Source organism: Agrobacterium sp. 22-3639C2, from assembly GCF_053522105.1.
In genome coordinates this window covers 79,816-94,252 of the sequence record NZ_JBNWDB010000008.1, presented here as the reverse complement: position 1 = coordinate 94,252, position 14,437 = coordinate 79,816, and the positions used below count along the sequence as shown (strand labels likewise).

Here is a 14,437-nt window from a genome sequence, read left to right as displayed (position 1 = left end):
TTTCAAAGCTGCGCGGTCCAGTCGAGATCCCTAAGATAGAGTCCGATCGGGTTAAGCCGGATGACGCCCTCGTCCTGCGGCGGTGTAAGCGTCACGGTGGCGATCCCGCGGAACCGGCGCGTGGCGGTCTCCTTGCCGCGGCGATCGCGCTCGAACTCGGTCCAGTCGATCTGGTAGGACTGGTTCGACAGCGCGACAATGTTGTTGACCTCGACGGCGACGGTGGCGTTCTTCGCCTTCTCGAAGGGTGAGGAGGAGCGGAACCAGGCATTGATTTTTTCTGTCGCAGGGTCCGAGGTCCGAAGCAGCGCATAGGTGCGGTCGATATATTGTTTCTGCACGACAGCATCCGGCGACACCGACCGGAAGTTCGAAACAAAACTGCCAAGCGTGGCGCGCACCACACGCGGATCGGCATACTCGATCTGCTGCGGGAAACCGGCGCTTGAGGCCGTGCCGAGCTTGTCGACCTCGACGATATAGGGCACCAGCTTGACCTGAGTGCTCTGGTAGAGAGCGTAGCTGAAGCCGACCACCGCCATGGTCATCCCGGTGACGCCGACCAGACGCCAGGCCGCGGCGGCCTTCACATAGGAGCCGTAGCGCTCGTTCCATTCCGTTCTCGCTGCGATATAGGGATTGTCGGGCGGGGTGCGTCCGGCCATGCGCGGTCAGCCTCTTACTTGTTTTCGTTGACGGGTGGAGGCGGAGGAGGCGCCGAGGGCCTGCCGGATTGCCGGGTCTGATCAAGCTTGGCATTGGCGAGGCCGAGCAGAGAGCCGGCATAGGCGCCGGGCGAAGCGATCGCCTTTTCTCGTGCCGCAGAGCTTGCCGCCCATCCGGCGTTGCCGATGCCGGACGCCATGCCGCGAAGGGCTGCTCCCGCCATCGACGATCCCCCTGCCCTCGCCGAGCTCGCTGATTCTGCCCCCTTCATCGCGGCGCCCGCGCCAAGGAAGGCGCCACCGGCGGCGAAGGCGGCCGTCTGACCACCATGGCGGATCGCCTCCATGCCGCCTGAGACCGATGCGCCCTGCACGACGCCCTGGATGATCGGCGGCACATACATAGCGATGATGAAAACCACAACGGAGATGCCGGCGATGCCGATCGTGGTGATGAACTGGTCGGAGGTCGCCGTCGGCGCCTCGGCCAGCCCTATCAGAATGTCGGATCCGATCTTCGCGATCATCACCAACGCCATCAGCTTCATGCCGACCGAGAAGGCATAGACAAGGTAACGGACCGCGAAATCCTTGGTATAGGAGCTGCCACCCAAGCCGAGCATGATCATGCCGGCGAGGAGGCCCACATACATCTCGACCATGACGGCGACAAAGATCGCGGCGACGAGGCTGAAAGCGACGACGACAACGATCATCGCGAAGACCGCGGCGATCGCCAGTGCGTTGTCCTCCCACAGCCCGAACTTCGCCTGTTCCGACATTTTGGAGGCTACGCGGATACCCGCATCGAAGATGTTGGCCGGCGACGCGGAGCCCCCGCCGGCGCCGATCTGGAACAGGCTGTCCACCACCGCCTTCGCGAGCGCCGGGCCGCGATCGAGGATGAAGGCGAAGAGACCGATGAACATGATCCGACGCACGAGCTCGGCGAACCACGCGTCGAGGCTTGCCGCATTGATAGCCAGCCACACGGCAGCAATACCGATCTCGATCCCCGCGAGGATCCAGAACAGGGACCGTGCCGCGTTCATGATCGTCGTCTCCCAGCCCTTGGCGGCGGTGACGACCTGGTTCTCCAACGTGGTGAGCACGGAACCTTGCTGTGCGAGCGTCGGCGCTGTCGCAAGAGCCAGGATCGCGATGACGATGAAAGCGGTTTCGAGCTTGCGGGACGGGCGGACGACTACCATCGCGGCTTCATTTCCTGCCCGCCGCGCACGTCGCGATCCGGGTCGCCGCCGAGGAAGCGCTCCCGGTGGTCGCGCTGCGCTGCGCCAGAACCGGACGTCCCGGCCGGTGTTTCAGTCGCAGCATCCGGTTGGACCACCACCCAGACGATCATGCCGGCTCCGAAGGCGACCAGACCCGCGACTGCGAGGACGATGAGGATGCGCGGGCTCACCAGCGCGGCTCCATCGTCTGGCCGCCGCGAATGTCATTGGTCGGCGCGTTGAAGAATTTTTCGCGTCGGGCCTGGGCGAGGTCTTGTCTCGCCTGTTCCGACTGAAACCATGTTCCCATCATCGTGGTCTGCTGCGACACCAACCCACGCAGCTTCTGCATCTGTGCCACCTGCTGGGTGGCGATTTGGTGCCCCACCTGCAGGGCCTTCATCTGGCCGTCGGCGCTCTCCGACATCGAGCGCAGCGAGGACATGGTGGATTCCTCGCTAGAAAACTGCTCGGCCGTGAGGTTAGCCGCCTTCAGTGTGCCCGCGATGGTGTCGCGATTGGTGTCGGACCAGTTCTGATAGGTCGTTGAGAAGCTCTGGCCGCCCGGCAGGTTGCTCTTCATGTCGGCAAAACTCTGGAAGCGCTGCTTCACGACGTCGTCGATGTTGCCCATCGAAAAGGCGACGCCCTGCCCCTGCGCGACGATGTTCTGGAGCTTGTTGAGGTCGTTCTCGACCTGGCCCCAGATATGGGCCGGCAGTTGCGCGGTGTTCTGCAGCAGATTCTTGTAGATGTTGATCTGGTTCTGAATCTGCTCGGCAAGCTGGCTGATCTGGGTAATCTGATTGTTCACCTGCTCGGCGGACTTGCCGACGAGACTAATGAGCTCCGCATTGTTGGCGAGTTGGGTCCATTCGGTGGCCTGTCCGGTAACGCCGCCGGCATATGCGGTAAACGGCAGAGCGACCGGGACGATGATGGCCGTGATCATGGCGGCGCGCGCCGCTTCAAGCGGCCTGGAAAAGTGTTTCGGCATGGGCGATCCCCCTTTGCTGGAGCCAGTGCTTGGGCCAATCCGCCCCGTGTTGGAAGTGAAGGGCGCGGATGCGCTTCAGGTCCTCCTTGCCGGACGCACCGACGAAGGAAAGCGCTACGGGACCGAGCGACATATCGAACAGCCGGCGGCCCTCCGGCGAGGCGACGTAATATTCGCGTTTCGGCAGTGCGGTGGCGACGATCTCGATCTGTCGCTCATTGAAACCGATGCGCTCATAGAACTCGCGCGTCCCTGGCTCGCGTGCCGCGCCGTTGGGCAGACATATCTTGGTCGGGCAGGATTCCTTCAGCACGTCGATGATACCGGAGCGCTCGGCGTCGGAGATCGACTGCGTGGCGAGCACGACTGCGCAGTTGGCCTTGCGCAGAACCTTCAGCCATTCACGTATCTTGTCGCGGAACGTCGGATGACCGAGCATCAGCCAGGCCTCATCGAGAATAATGAGGCTGGGCGCCCCCGTCAGCCGCTTCTCGACCCGCCGGAACATATAGAGCAGGACCGGGACGAGATTGCGCTCACCCATATTCATCAGCTCCTCGACCTCGAAGCACTGGAAAGCGCCGAGCGCCAGTCCGTCCTGTTCGGCATCAAGCAACTGGCCCATCGGTCCATCGACCGTGTAGTGGTGCAGCGCATCCTTGATCTCGCGCATCTGCACACCGGAGACGAAGTCCGAGAGCGAGCGGCCGCGCGATTCCGCCATCAGGCCCAACTGCCTGGAAATGGCGTTGCGATAGTCAGGCGTAACCGTGACGCCCTGCAGGGCGACGAGCGTCTCGATCCACTCCGCCGCCCAGGCGCGGTCGCCGTCCGACGCGAGTTCGGCGAGCGGGCAGAAGGCCAGTCGCGGCGAAGCCCCCTCCCCTTCTCCGGACGCGTCCCCGCCGATTTCGTAGTGATCGCCGCCGATGGCGAGTGTCAGCGGCAACATCGACCGCCCCTTGTCGAAAGCGAATATCTGCGCATCCGCATAGCGCCGAAACTGCGCGGCGATCAGCGACAGCAAAGTCGATTTGCCCGAGCCGGTCGGGCCGAAGACCAGCGCATGCCCGACATCATCGACATGCAGGTTCAGGCGGAACGGCGTCGAGCCGCTGGCGACCTGCATGAGCGGCGGCGATCCCGGCGGATAGAACGGGCACGGTGCGATGGGGCTTCCGGACCAGACCGAGTTCAGCGGAATGAGGTCAGCGAGATTGCGCGTATTGACGAGCGGCTCGCGGATATTGGCATAGGAGACACCCGGCAGACTGCCCAGAAAGGCGTCAGTCGCGTTCAGCGTCTCGATCCGGGCGCCGAATCCTTCGGCCTGGATCAATCGACGGATCGCCTCGCACTTTTCCTGAAGCCGTTCTTGCTGTTCATCGAACAACACGATGACCGGCGTGTAATATCCATAAGCGACGAGCTGCGACGATGCCTCGGCGATTGCGTCCTCCGTCTCGGCCACCATCATCATGGCGTCCTGATCCACCGAACGGCTCTGGGTCTGGAAAAGCTGATCGAAGAACGGCCGCACCTTCTGCTGCCATTTCTTGCGGGTGCGCTCCAGCTTCTGGCGTGCCTCCTGCTCGTCGAGAAAAACGAAGCGCGACGACCACCGATAGGTGAGCGGCATCAGGTCGAGGCTGTTGAGGATCCCCGGCCAGCTCTCCGCGGCTAAGCCGTCAATGGCGACGACGCCGAGGAAGCGGTTCTCGACCGTCGGCGTCAGACCGTGCTGCAGCTCGGCCGTGACCAGCCAGTCAAGATACATCGGGATATCCGGGAGCCGGACTGGATGGTTCTCACCGGTGATGCAGAAGCGGATGAACTGGAACAGCTCGTCATAGCGGGCTATCCGGAAACCCCCGCGCTCTTCGGTTTCGCGCGTCACCATGCGGCGGATGGAGACGACATTGGCAAGGTACTGCTCAACCTCGCGGATCGAGGTCCGGAAAGACTCTAGCGCCGTGTCGGCATAGGTGGCCGAACGGCTGGCAGTGTCGGAATAGACGTAGCGCGCCAAGCCGGAGCGCCGAGGCTCGGGCGGCCGCCAGGTCAGGATCAGCGCGTGTCGGCTCTCGAAATGCCCGCTCTCCCTCTCGAAATGCGACCTGCGCTCCTTATCGATGGCGCGGGTGACGGGATCGGGAAAGTGGCAGGCGCCCTCTGCCGGATAGTCGATCGTCGGGACCCGCAAAGCCTCGACCTGGATCATCCAGCCCGAGCCCAGACGTGAGAGGATCATATTGATCTGCCGCGACACCTCGTTGCGCTCTGAGTCTGTCGAGCTTTCGCTGTCCGGGCCGGCAAAATACCAGCCGGCCGTCAGTGAGCCGTCCTTCAGAAGGATCACGCCATTGTCGACCAGGCCCGCATAAGGAACCAGATCGGCGAATGACGGTCCGGAGTGTCGGAAGAGTTTCAGTGCCACCATGTCCGCCTCTTCAGAACTTGCGCCACGGCGTCGAGGTCGTCCTGTAGATGGATCGATAGGACACGTGCCGCAGATAGACGCGGCGCATCAGCGGATCGGCCTTCGCCATCATGCGGAGAGCAGCAACCGCAACCAGCCAGATAGCCAAGCCGAACAGCGCGGCGTACCAGGTCAGCACCACGAAGATCAGGATCACGGCGGCAAGGCCGGTGAGCAGAACCAGCTCGCGGTCGGCGCCCATTAGCAGGTTCGGGCGTGATAGCGCCCGATGTATTCGAGAGCGGGCAAGATTGGAGCCGGGTTCAGCCATGAGCCCCCTCCCCTTCCGTTCGAAGCTCCGAAGACAGTTCGACATTCCAAGATCCGGCTCGCCCCTCAAACTCGCCGATCGAAGCGCCCGTCGCACCGAAGAGAGCGACGATCTGGGTCGCGCCGAGTAACACGCCGCCAACAAGGGCGACGTAACAAAGCCTCCTGGCGAAGTCGTTCAGTTCTCCCCCGAAGATCAGCATGGCACCGGCGATCGCCACCGCTGCGAGTGCGATGAATCCAGCCACCGGTCCCGTGATCGACTGTTGGATCTGTTGCAGCGGAGATTCCCACGGCAACCCACCCCCGCCCGAAGAGGCGAACGCCGGATTGACAATGCTGATCCAGGAGAAGGCGGCTAGCGCTGCAAGCGCAAGGGTGATTTGGGTCTTACGCGACATGGCTATCCTCATCGATTTGGGCGTAGTGTTCGGTCTGGTAACGGGAGTTTGCGAAACCCTCGATGTGGATGACTTCGCGGACCCGCCTCCCCTTCCCCGTTCGTTCGATCGAGACGATCAGATCGACAGCCTCGCCAATCACCTCCTGCATGGGCTGCTGGCTCGCTTCCGCGGTCAGTTGCTCGAGCCGGCGAAGAGCCGACATCGCCGTATTCGAATGGATGGTGGTGACCCCGCCCGGGTGCCCGGTGTTCCATGCCTTGAGCAGCGTAAGCGCCGCGCCGTCGCGGACCTCGCCGACGATGATGCGATCGGGTCGCAAGCGCATCGTACTCTTGAGAAGCCGAGCCATATCGATTGTGTCGCTTGTGTGGAGCGCAACGGCGTTCTCAGCCGCGCACTGGATCTCGGCGGTGTCCTCCAGAATGACGATCCTGTCGTCCGGCGCATTGGCGACGATTTCGGCAATGACTGCATTGGCGAGCGTCGTCTTTCCCGAGCCCGTGCCACCGGAAATCACGATGTTCATGCGAGACGCAATCGCGCTGCGCAGAACCGAGGCCTGCGCCTCCGTCATGATCTTGTGCTTCACATAATCGTCGAGCGGGATCAGGCGCGACGCGCGACGCCGGATCGTGAAGCTCGGTCCGGAAACGATCGGCGGCAGCAAGCCCTCGAAGCGGTGGCCGCCGATTGGCAATTCGCCGGAGATGATCGGCTGCTCGTCGTCGGCTTCGGATTGCAGTGCGTGGGCGACGCTGCCAATGATCACTTCCGCCGCGGCGGGGCTGAGGTGGCCTGCGGGGGCAACCCCATGACCCAGGCGCTCGATGAAGAGCTTGCCATCGGGGTTCAGCATGATCTCGACCACTGTCGCATCATCGAGGGCGACGCAGAGCTGGTCGCCGAGGGCGTCCTGGAGTTTGCGTACCAGACGCGAATGGGAGCGCAGCTGGGTCACGCGGCACTCCTGATCGCTGCCACGTCGATCCGGGGGATGGAATAATAGCCTGGAGGGCAAACCTGCTCGAAGCTGGCACGATCGGCCCGCAGGCTTCCCGCAATGGCGATGGTGTTGCTGATTGCGGCCGGTTGGCCGAGCCGTTGCATAGGCCAGCCCGCCCGCTTCAGGATACGCTCGAAGCGAAGATCGGTCGCCGTGACGATCTCGTTGTAGCCATTGGCCATAGACCATTCGATGATGCCGGCGAACAGGGTGAGCGTAGCGACATGCAACTGGCTTGCATCCCTCCGCGAGACAAGCGCGGTATCGACACAGAAGCGCGAGCTCTCGACCATCCCGGAATGCGCGACGAGCGAACCCGTTTCGAGGAGCTGGGGGAAAGTCTGCTCCAGCATCGTAGGGCCGAAAGCCGGAAGAAGACGGGCGCAGCCTGCGACAAGTCCACTATCGGTAATCGCCAGAAGGTAGGTTGGCTTGTAACCATCGTACTGGTCGCGCTCTTCCCCTTCTGTAATGGAGACTTCCCATTCCAGGCGGCCGCCGAACACCGTCGCGCGAAGACGGTGCATTTGTTTGAGGAAGCTTCGATTACGTTCGTATTGGTCCGGCGAGACTGTCAGTATCCGCATCATGATCTCCGCATGAACAGGTCATGCGGACAGAAATCATCTCACGGCGCGTTTGCCTACGTGCAGATTTGCACCTCAGGTGATTCTACCGAGTCGGCGTTCCAGGGCGCGAAATGCGAGCGGGTGAGGCCGGCCAGACACCATCAAGGTTGTGCGAATCTGCACTTGGTGCCACGTCGCACAGAAGAAGAGAATCGGTCTAACTCACAGATAGCATTTGAAGAATCGGCATTTAGTGTGATTTCGATTGAAACGGGCGTAACCTTTCATTAACCAAAAACGTCTTGCAACCTCACCCGCATTAGGTAATCGTCACGGATAAATGGCAATACGCGCCAATTAACCGTGACAAGAGATTACACCGTGAGCAAAGCCGCTGCCATATCCCGAAATGATCGCCCGTCGGTAGATGTCACCATTGGTGAGCATGCTGAGCAGCTCAGCTCTCAGCTTCAAGCGATGAGCGAGGCTTTGTTTCCTCCGACATCACACAAGAGCTTGCGCAAATTTACCTCGGGTGAAGCCGCACGTTTGATGAAAATATCTGACTCGACGCTTCGCAAGATGACACTGGCTGGCGAAGGGCCGCAACCTGAACTCGCCAGCAACGGGCGGCGCTTTTACACCCTCGGTCAGATAAATGAAATCCGGCAGATGCTTGCCGGCTCGACTCGAGGACGTGAAAGCATTGATTTTGTGCCTCATCGCCGAGGTTCTGAGCATTTGCAAGTCATTGCCGTAACCAACTTCAAAGGTGGCTCTGGGAAGACGACGACGTCCGCTCATCTTGCACAGTATCTGGCGTTGCAAGGTTACAGGGTTCTCGCAGTCGATCTCGATCCGCAGGCTAGTCTTTCAGCACTCCTCGGCGTTCTGCCAGAAACTGATGTCGGTGCAAACGAAACGCTCTATGCGGCTATTCGGTATGACGAGACACGTCGTCCGTTGCGAGATGTGATCCGACCGACGTATTTTGATGGTCTTCACCTTGTTCCTGGAAATCTCGAGCTTATGGAGTTCGAGCATACCACCCCGAAAGCATTGACTGACAAAGGTACGCGCGACGGATTGTTCTTCACTCGCGTGGCCCAAGCCTTTGATGAGGTCGCCGACGATTACGATGTCGTGGTCATCGACTGCCCTCCTCAGCTTGGGTTTCTGACTCTCAGCGGGTTGTGTGCTGCAACATCAATGGTAATCACCGTACATCCTCAGATGCTGGATATCGCTTCCATGAGCCAGTTTCTCCTCATGACACGCGACCTTCTGGGTGTCGTGAAAGAGGCGGGGGGCAATCTCCAGTACGATTTCATACGCTATCTCTTGACGCGCTATGAACCCCAGGACGCGCCGCAGACGAAAGTGGCGGCACTGCTGCGCAACATGTTCGAGGATCACGTCCTTACAAATCCTATGGTCAAGTCGGCAGCGGTGTCTGATGCCGGTTTAACCAAGCAGACCCTCTATGAGATAGGGCGAGAGAACCTTACGCGCTCGACATACGACCGGGCGATGGAATCTTTGGATGCCGTGAACTCCGAGATCGAGGCTTTGATCAAGACTGCGTGGGGGCGAGCATGATGATGGGTGGCGCGCTTCCCGTGGGGCTGTTGGGAGCTCCCAACCGTGATGTGTTGAATCGCCCACTGGGAAACGGGAGCTGGAAATATCGCGTTGGTTTGAGACACCGACGTATGCCCCTAGCTAGTTGGCCAGGGCTCAGTCGCCTTTTCCTGTTGGGAGCTCCCAACCAGGCGCGTGTGCAATCAAAAATCCGACGGCACGCACCCAAAACCAAGAGGCCGACATTATGAGCCGTAAAGACGCAATCGACTCCTTGTTTCTCAAGAAGCAACCTGCGACCGATAGAACAGCAGTCGACAAGTCAGCCGTTCGTGTTCGTACCGGAGCGATTTCGGCCATGGGTTCGTCATTGCAAGAGATGGCCGAGGGAGCAAAAGCTGCAGCTCGGCTGCAGGATCAACTGGCTGCGGGCGAAGCCGTCGTGTTCCTGGATCCATCCATGATCGACGGGTCGCCGATCGCGGATCGGCTGCCCGCGGACGTCGATCCGAAGTTCGAGCAGCTTGAGGCGAGCATTTCGCAGGAGGGGCAGCAGGTGCCGATTCTTGTCAGACCGCATCCTGAGGCTGCCGGTCGATATCAAATCGTATATGGAAGGCGGCGACTGCGCGCGGCAGTAAATCTGCGCAGAGAGGTTTCTGCAATTGTCCGAAATCTCACGGACCGTGAACTGGTCGTGGCCCAGGGCCGCGAAAATCTTGACCGTGCTGACCTCTCGTTCATTGAGAAGGCTCTCTTCGCCCTGCGCCTCGAAGATGCGGGTTTTGATCGGGCCACCATCATTGCCGCGCTTTCCACTGACAAGGCCGACCTCAGCCGCTACATAACGGTAGCCAGGGGCATACCGCTGAACCTTGCCACGCAAATTGGTCCAGCGTCGAAAGCGGGTCGATCGCGTTGGGTCGCACTTGCCGAGGGGCTTGGGAAGGCCAAGGCAACGGACGCAATCGAAGCGGTGCTTGAGTCAGAGCAGTTCAAGCACTCCGATAGCGATGCCCGCTTTGCCCTCATTTTTAACGCCGTTTCAAAGCCGCCCGCTAAGGCTCCAAAAAAGGTAAGGGCCTGGAGCACGCCAAAGGGGAAAAAGGCTGCGACGATCCGACAAGAAACCGGACGAACAGCTCTGGTTTTCGACGAGAGACTGGTGCCAACTTTTGGCGAATATGTCGCTGACCAGTTGGATAGTCTGTACGCCCAATTTATTGAAACAACCGGAGGAGGCAAGCTCGACCAATAGCCAGGGTTTCATCCAATTCAAAGCTTCGCTCGATTGAGATGGACTGGCTCTCACCGCAAAAGAAAAAGGCCCCCGAAACGGCGTTCCGGAAGACCTTCTCTGTAGTCTCGCAGCTAAGAGAATCGCATTTCCAGAAATCGTAGTCAAGGGTCCCGTAAGGGAAAGCGTCATTTCGACGGGCGGATTTCTATTGCCTAACAAAAGGTAAAAGGAAATGCAGACGCATATCTCAACGACGTCCTTTGGGCGGCGGCCGATGACACTCGGCCATCTTGCAAGCCAGATGGTCGCAAAAGCGGTCGCATCAGACGCTGTCGCCAACAAATGGCAGGTCTTCCAGCACATCCGTGAATCCCGGGAACTGATCGGAGCCACGGACCGCTCGCTCTCGATCCTGAACGCGCTGTTGACGTTTTACCCGGAGACCACCTTGACTGGTGGCGCCGAACTGGTCGTATGGCCTTCTAACGAGCAGCTGATGGCTCGCGCCAACGGCATGCCCGCCACGACACTGCGCCGGCATCTTGCCGTACTGGTTGATTGCGGGCTCATCATTCGCCGCGACAGTCCCAACGGCAAGCGATTCGCTCGCAAGGGAAGGGGAGGGGAGATCGAGCAGGCCTACGGCTTCGATCTGTCGCCGATCGTAGCGCGGGCCGAAGAGTTCCGAGATTTGGCCCAGGCGGTGCAAGCTGAAAAGAAGGCCTTCCGGGTCTCCAAGGAACGGCTGACTCTGCTTCGCCGCGACATCGTCAAAATGATCGAGACTGGCGTCGAAGAAGGCGTTCCCGGAGACTGGGGAAGAGTTACACAGACCTATCAGGGGATCATCGGCCGCTTGCCGCGCTCTGCACCCCGTCAGCTTGTCGAGAGTATTGGTCACGAACTTCAGGATCTCTGCACCGAGATACGTGACGTATTGGAATCATTTGCAAAAACAATGAAACTGGACGGCAATGAGTCCCATTTCGGTCGCCACAAACAGAATTCAAAACCAGACTCTAAATCTGAATCTGAATACGGCTCTGGAAAAAATGTAGAAGCGGGCGGCAGCGTTGCGGAAACCGACAAGGTGCGGAGCTTGCCGAAACGCGAGCTGCCTTTGGGGATAGTGATGGATGCCTGCCCCGAAATTCAGGAACTGGCCCAGGGAGGGACAATCCGGCATTGGCGGGACTTGCTGGCGGCGGCTGAGCTTGCCCGGCCGATGCTGGGGATTAGTCCGAGCGCCTGGCGGGAGGCCCGCGAAACCATGGGCGAGCAACACGCTGCGATCACGCTGGCGTCAATCTATCAGCGGGCCGGTCAGATCAACAACGCCGGCGGTTATCTCCGAAGCCTGACCGACCGGGCCAAGGACGGGAAGTTTTCGACTTGGCCGATGGTTATGGCGTTGCTCCGGGCGAAGCTGGACGAGCAGAAGAATGCAGCCGGCGCTGGAAAGCCGCGAACTGATGAGGAGGTCGAGGATGACAGCCGCCTCCACGTATCGGAATCGCTGCTGAAAAACCTGCGAAAGCCGAGATCATGGTGATCCCCTCGCTATTCAGCCGCCGCGATGTCGACCTCGGTGATCAACCCGGAACGTCGGGCGCGATCGATCAGGTTCTTGACGGACGAGGGCGACCATTTGGATCCACCGCGCGGCGTACGTTCGTGCAATCTTTCAAGCTGGACAGCGATCTCACGAAGCTTGAGGTCCGGGTTCGAAGAATGAATGCCAGCCACAAGCGTCATCAGGCGGTCTTCGGGAAGACGGGGCAGAGATTTTTTCAGCAGCGCCGGATCCGCCATGCGTTCAGACACCATCCACTTCACAGCTCGGCGAAGACGTTCTGGCGTCCATTCGAGGCCGCGCTGCTTGAGCACTCGTGCGATGTCGTCCCATGTGTGATCCGGCCGCATGCGCCGAACGGTCGGAAGCCATTGGTTCGCCGAGGCCTGGATGCGATCGCCATATGCCGCTTTCTGGGCCGCGGTCATCCTGGCCAACACCTCGGGGCGTTTTTCCCGGATGCCGGGGTTGCCGGAAAGCTTTCCCTTGGACTTGGCTGCCCGGATACCCGCCTTCGTTCGTTCGGAAATGAGCGCGCGTTCGAGCTGCGCCACGGCGCCGAGAACCTGAAGGGAAAACATTCCCTGCGGCGTCGACGTGTCGATGGGATCGCGCAACGACCGGAAATGCGCGCCCTTCACCGTCAGATCCTCGATAACCTCAAGCAGATGGCTGACCGAGCGCGCCAAACGATCAAGCCGTACCACAACAAGCGTGTCGCCGGCGACGATCTCGCGAACGAGTTTGGAAAGGGCAGGCCGGGCACGGGAGGCGCCGGATCCGTGTTCTTGGACGATCATATCGCACCCCGCCGATCGCAAATCGATTTCCTGGGCTTCCGTCGCTTGCTCGTCCGTAGACACGCGTGCATAGCCGATCAGCCGGCCCTGTGGTCGACGGGAAGCCTTATTCTTGGTGTTAGCAGCCATTTGCAGTGCCTGAGGAGTGTTAAAGAGCATTTTTCCAAACGTAGAGGATAAGGATAAACGATCGTTTGTAAACGTCTCTTGGTCCTTTGGAGTCAAAGTAAACACGTCGCAAGTGGCTGGAAAACAGTGGTTTTCATCGATGTCACGTCCATCGGCGCTAATCCTGTACAGTTCGAACGCCTTGGCAGCTCTAAATAGTACGCGCGCGAGAAAAAGTATCTGCTATGATTGAAGTGTATGCTATTATAGCTTCAAGATGGTCTAAATAGATACGTTAAAACAATGAGATATGAAATTGGCGATTTGCCTTTGACAGTGCTGCTTCCGGCTATCGCAAGGGCAGAAGATCAAATCGCGCGTCTGGACGAAATTGTTCGTCGCAGCCCCGTCAGGCAGGGCTTTACCGAAAGGTCTCACTTCACCGAGGCGGCCGCAAGCATGTGGATCGCAGGCGAGCTTGTCCACATCGAGGATCTCGTTCTCCACGACGCAAATCGGGATGTGCGTACCCCGACCCACGAAATCACCATCGCACATTCGATCCTGAGAGCGCGGCGGCGCATCGAAAAAGCTGACCCTGACTGGGCGACGAGCAGGGCTGGGATCGTAAACCTGGTGGGGCGGTCAGAGGGCTCTGCGGAACGAGAGTCGGTAGGGAAGGGGAGATCGCCCTTGCCCGCCGAACTGACGCTGAACGAAGAGGACAACTGTTTCGCCGCGGAGATGGCCGAAATCGATGCAGTTCTTGATCGGTCGACCCGCGCACTCGAAGCGGTGGTAACGGTGGAGGGCAGCAAGGCGGATCCTCTGATGGTCGGTGAGCTCGTTGTCCGGGATCCGGGATGGGACGAGGAAGGGCGCCTTTCGGCTTGGAGAGCGGTTCTGGCTCAGGCTGACGCCTTGCCGACTACCTTGGCGGCCGCAGTGATATGGGACGCATGGGAAAGCATGGAGCCATTGCAGCGGCAGCATTGGCTTGGTACCCAACTCGTGAATTCATATTTCCGGGTGCGCGGAAAGGTGTCCTCGCACCTGTTTGGCATCTGCTCCGGTCTTAAAGCTGTGCCGCGGGAACGGCGGCGATCACACAATCGCGTATCACGAGTGCTTGCCGGGCTGGATGCAATGGCGAGCAGCGCTGAACTGGCCATGAAGGAAGTCATTCGGCTGGGACAGGCGAGGGAGCACCTCGAGCGAAAACTGAAGGGAAAGCGCTCGTCCAGCAGTTTGCCGCGCGTTGTGGACTTGCTGATGACGCGACCGATCGTGTCCTCGTCGATGATAGTCAAGGAATTGAAGGTTAGCCATCGTGCGGCGCTCGATCTCGTCGCCGAACTCGGCGTTCGGGAAGTGACGGGGAGAGGAAGCTTCCGTGCATGGGGTGTGATTTGATGTGAAGGCGGCAAACATGGTCGGTGCGAGAATTGAACGAATTGAGGCGGTCGCGTCCTCGCGCGTTTAGATGTTTCTGGTCATAGAATTCCTTTTGTTTCGC

The 14,437-nt window shown here is 60.0% G+C and carries 14 protein-coding genes; 4 read left to right on the top strand and 10 right to left on the bottom strand.

Features of this window, described 5'->3' with window-relative positions; translation table 11 throughout:
- Window positions 1–2 precede the first annotated feature (2 nt).
- From ACQZ6D_RS26645 to traI, 9 genes are read right to left on the bottom strand one after another with little or no spacing between them, the layout of a single operon-like run.
- Window positions 3–665 carry a conjugal transfer protein TrbF gene (locus ACQZ6D_RS26645; protein ID WP_012654964.1) on the bottom strand — a complete coding sequence of 221 codons (663 nt, stop codon included), beginning with the start codon at window positions 663–665 and terminating at the stop codon, window positions 3–5.
- Window positions 666–679: 14 nt separating this feature from the next.
- Complete coding sequence (gene trbL, locus ACQZ6D_RS26640; RefSeq protein WP_012654965.1) at window positions 680–1,876, bottom strand: P-type conjugative transfer protein TrbL; 1,197 nt, start codon at window positions 1,874–1,876, stop codon at window positions 680–682.
- Complete coding sequence (gene trbK / locus ACQZ6D_RS26635) at window positions 1,870–2,088, bottom strand: entry exclusion protein TrbK (RefSeq protein ID WP_012654966.1); 219 nt, start codon at window positions 2,086–2,088, stop codon at window positions 1,870–1,872. The genes trbL and trbK overlap by 7 nt, the downstream gene beginning before the upstream one ends.
- The gene (gene trbJ / locus ACQZ6D_RS26630; protein WP_012654967.1) at window positions 2,085–2,894 is read right to left on the bottom strand and encodes a P-type conjugative transfer protein TrbJ; all 810 of its coding nucleotides are present in this window, start codon (window positions 2,892–2,894) and stop codon (window positions 2,085–2,087) included. Before trbJ ends, trbK begins: the two co-directional genes overlap by 4 nt.
- Window positions 2,866–5,334: a conjugal transfer protein TrbE gene (locus ACQZ6D_RS26625; protein ID WP_012654968.1), complete on the bottom strand. Its 2,469-nt coding sequence runs from the start codon at window positions 5,332–5,334 to the stop codon at window positions 2,866–2,868. The genes trbJ and ACQZ6D_RS26625 overlap by 29 nt, the downstream gene beginning before the upstream one ends.
- Before the next feature lie 10 nt (window positions 5,335–5,344).
- Window positions 5,345–5,644: a conjugal transfer protein TrbD gene (locus tag ACQZ6D_RS26620; protein ID WP_012654969.1), complete on the bottom strand. Its 300-nt coding sequence runs from the start codon at window positions 5,642–5,644 to the stop codon at window positions 5,345–5,347.
- On the bottom strand, window positions 5,637–6,044 hold the full coding sequence (gene trbC, locus ACQZ6D_RS26615; protein ID WP_012654970.1) for a conjugal transfer pilin TrbC: 408 nt from the start codon (window positions 6,042–6,044) through the stop codon (window positions 5,637–5,639). Before trbC ends, ACQZ6D_RS26620 begins: the two co-directional genes overlap by 8 nt.
- Entirely contained in the window at window positions 6,034–7,005 is a 972-nt protein-coding gene (gene trbB / locus ACQZ6D_RS26610) for a P-type conjugative transfer ATPase TrbB (RefSeq protein WP_012654971.1), read from the bottom strand. Before trbB ends, trbC begins: the two co-directional genes overlap by 11 nt.
- Complete coding sequence (gene traI / locus ACQZ6D_RS26605) at window positions 7,002–7,637, bottom strand: acyl-homoserine-lactone synthase (protein ID WP_041723972.1); 636 nt, start codon at window positions 7,635–7,637, stop codon at window positions 7,002–7,004. The genes trbB and traI overlap by 4 nt, the downstream gene beginning before the upstream one ends.
- A gap of 363 nt (window positions 7,638–8,000) precedes the next feature.
- On the opposite strand from traI, the gene repA reads away from it, so the two are divergent.
- The 3 genes from repA to repC all read left to right on the top strand — a co-directional run bounded on the left by repA (window position 8,001) and on the right by repC (window position 11,992).
- Window positions 8,001–9,218, top strand: a complete 1,218-nt coding sequence (repA, locus tag ACQZ6D_RS26600) for a plasmid partitioning protein RepA (RefSeq protein WP_041724029.1) — start codon at window positions 8,001–8,003, stop codon at window positions 9,216–9,218.
- 229 nt (window positions 9,219–9,447) lie between these two features.
- Window positions 9,448–10,458, top strand: a complete 1,011-nt coding sequence (gene repB / locus ACQZ6D_RS26595; protein WP_012654974.1) for a plasmid partitioning protein RepB — start codon at window positions 9,448–9,450, stop codon at window positions 10,456–10,458.
- A gap of 214 nt (window positions 10,459–10,672) precedes the next feature.
- Window positions 10,673–11,992, top strand: coding sequence for a plasmid replication protein RepC (repC, locus tag ACQZ6D_RS26590; protein ID WP_012654975.1), 1,320 nt, complete (start codon window positions 10,673–10,675; stop codon window positions 11,990–11,992).
- 8 nt (window positions 11,993–12,000) lie between these two features.
- Here repC and ACQZ6D_RS26585 read toward each other — a convergent pair whose 3' ends face one another.
- Window positions 12,001–12,942, bottom strand: a complete 942-nt coding sequence (locus ACQZ6D_RS26585) for a recombinase family protein (protein ID WP_045231688.1) — start codon at window positions 12,940–12,942, stop codon at window positions 12,001–12,003.
- Between the two features lie 282 nt (window positions 12,943–13,224).
- On the opposite strand from ACQZ6D_RS26585, the gene ACQZ6D_RS26580 reads away from it, so the two are divergent.
- Window positions 13,225–14,334, top strand: a complete 1,110-nt coding sequence (locus ACQZ6D_RS26580) for an RHE_PE00001 family protein (protein ID WP_045231687.1) — start codon at window positions 13,225–13,227, stop codon at window positions 14,332–14,334.
- Window positions 14,335–14,437: the final 103 nt, after the last annotated feature.

Excerpts from the sequence above, each read along its gene's own strand:
- ACQZ6D_RS26645 (WP_012654964.1), bottom strand. The coding sequence starts at position 665 with ATGGCCGGACGCACCCCGCCCGACAATCCCTATATCGCAGCGAGAACG.
- trbL (WP_012654965.1), bottom strand. The coding sequence starts at position 1,876 with ATGGTAGTCGTCCGCCCGTCCCGCAAGCTCGAAACCGCTTTCATCGTC.
- trbJ (WP_012654967.1), bottom strand. The coding sequence starts at position 2,894 with ATGCCGAAACACTTTTCCAGGCCGCTTGAAGCGGCGCGCGCCGCCATG.
- ACQZ6D_RS26625 (WP_012654968.1), bottom strand. The coding sequence starts at position 5,334 with ATGGTGGCACTGAAACTCTTCCGACACTCCGGACCGTCATTCGCCGAT.
- ACQZ6D_RS26620 (WP_012654969.1), bottom strand. The coding sequence starts at position 5,644 with ATGGCTGAACCCGGCTCCAATCTTGCCCGCTCTCGAATACATCGGGCG.
- trbC (WP_012654970.1), bottom strand. The coding sequence starts at position 6,044 with ATGTCGCGTAAGACCCAAATCACCCTTGCGCTTGCAGCGCTAGCCGCC.
- traI (WP_041723972.1), bottom strand. The coding sequence starts at position 7,637 with ATGCGGATACTGACAGTCTCGCCGGACCAATACGAACGTAATCGAAGC.
- repB (WP_012654974.1), top strand. The coding sequence starts at position 9,448 with ATGAGCCGTAAAGACGCAATCGACTCCTTGTTTCTCAAGAAGCAACCT.
- repC (WP_012654975.1), top strand. The coding sequence starts at position 10,673 with ATGCAGACGCATATCTCAACGACGTCCTTTGGGCGGCGGCCGATGACA.
- ACQZ6D_RS26585 (WP_045231688.1), bottom strand. The coding sequence starts at position 12,942 with ATGGCTGCTAACACCAAGAATAAGGCTTCCCGTCGACCACAGGGCCGG.
- ACQZ6D_RS26580 (WP_045231687.1), top strand. The coding sequence starts at position 13,225 with ATGAGATATGAAATTGGCGATTTGCCTTTGACAGTGCTGCTTCCGGCT.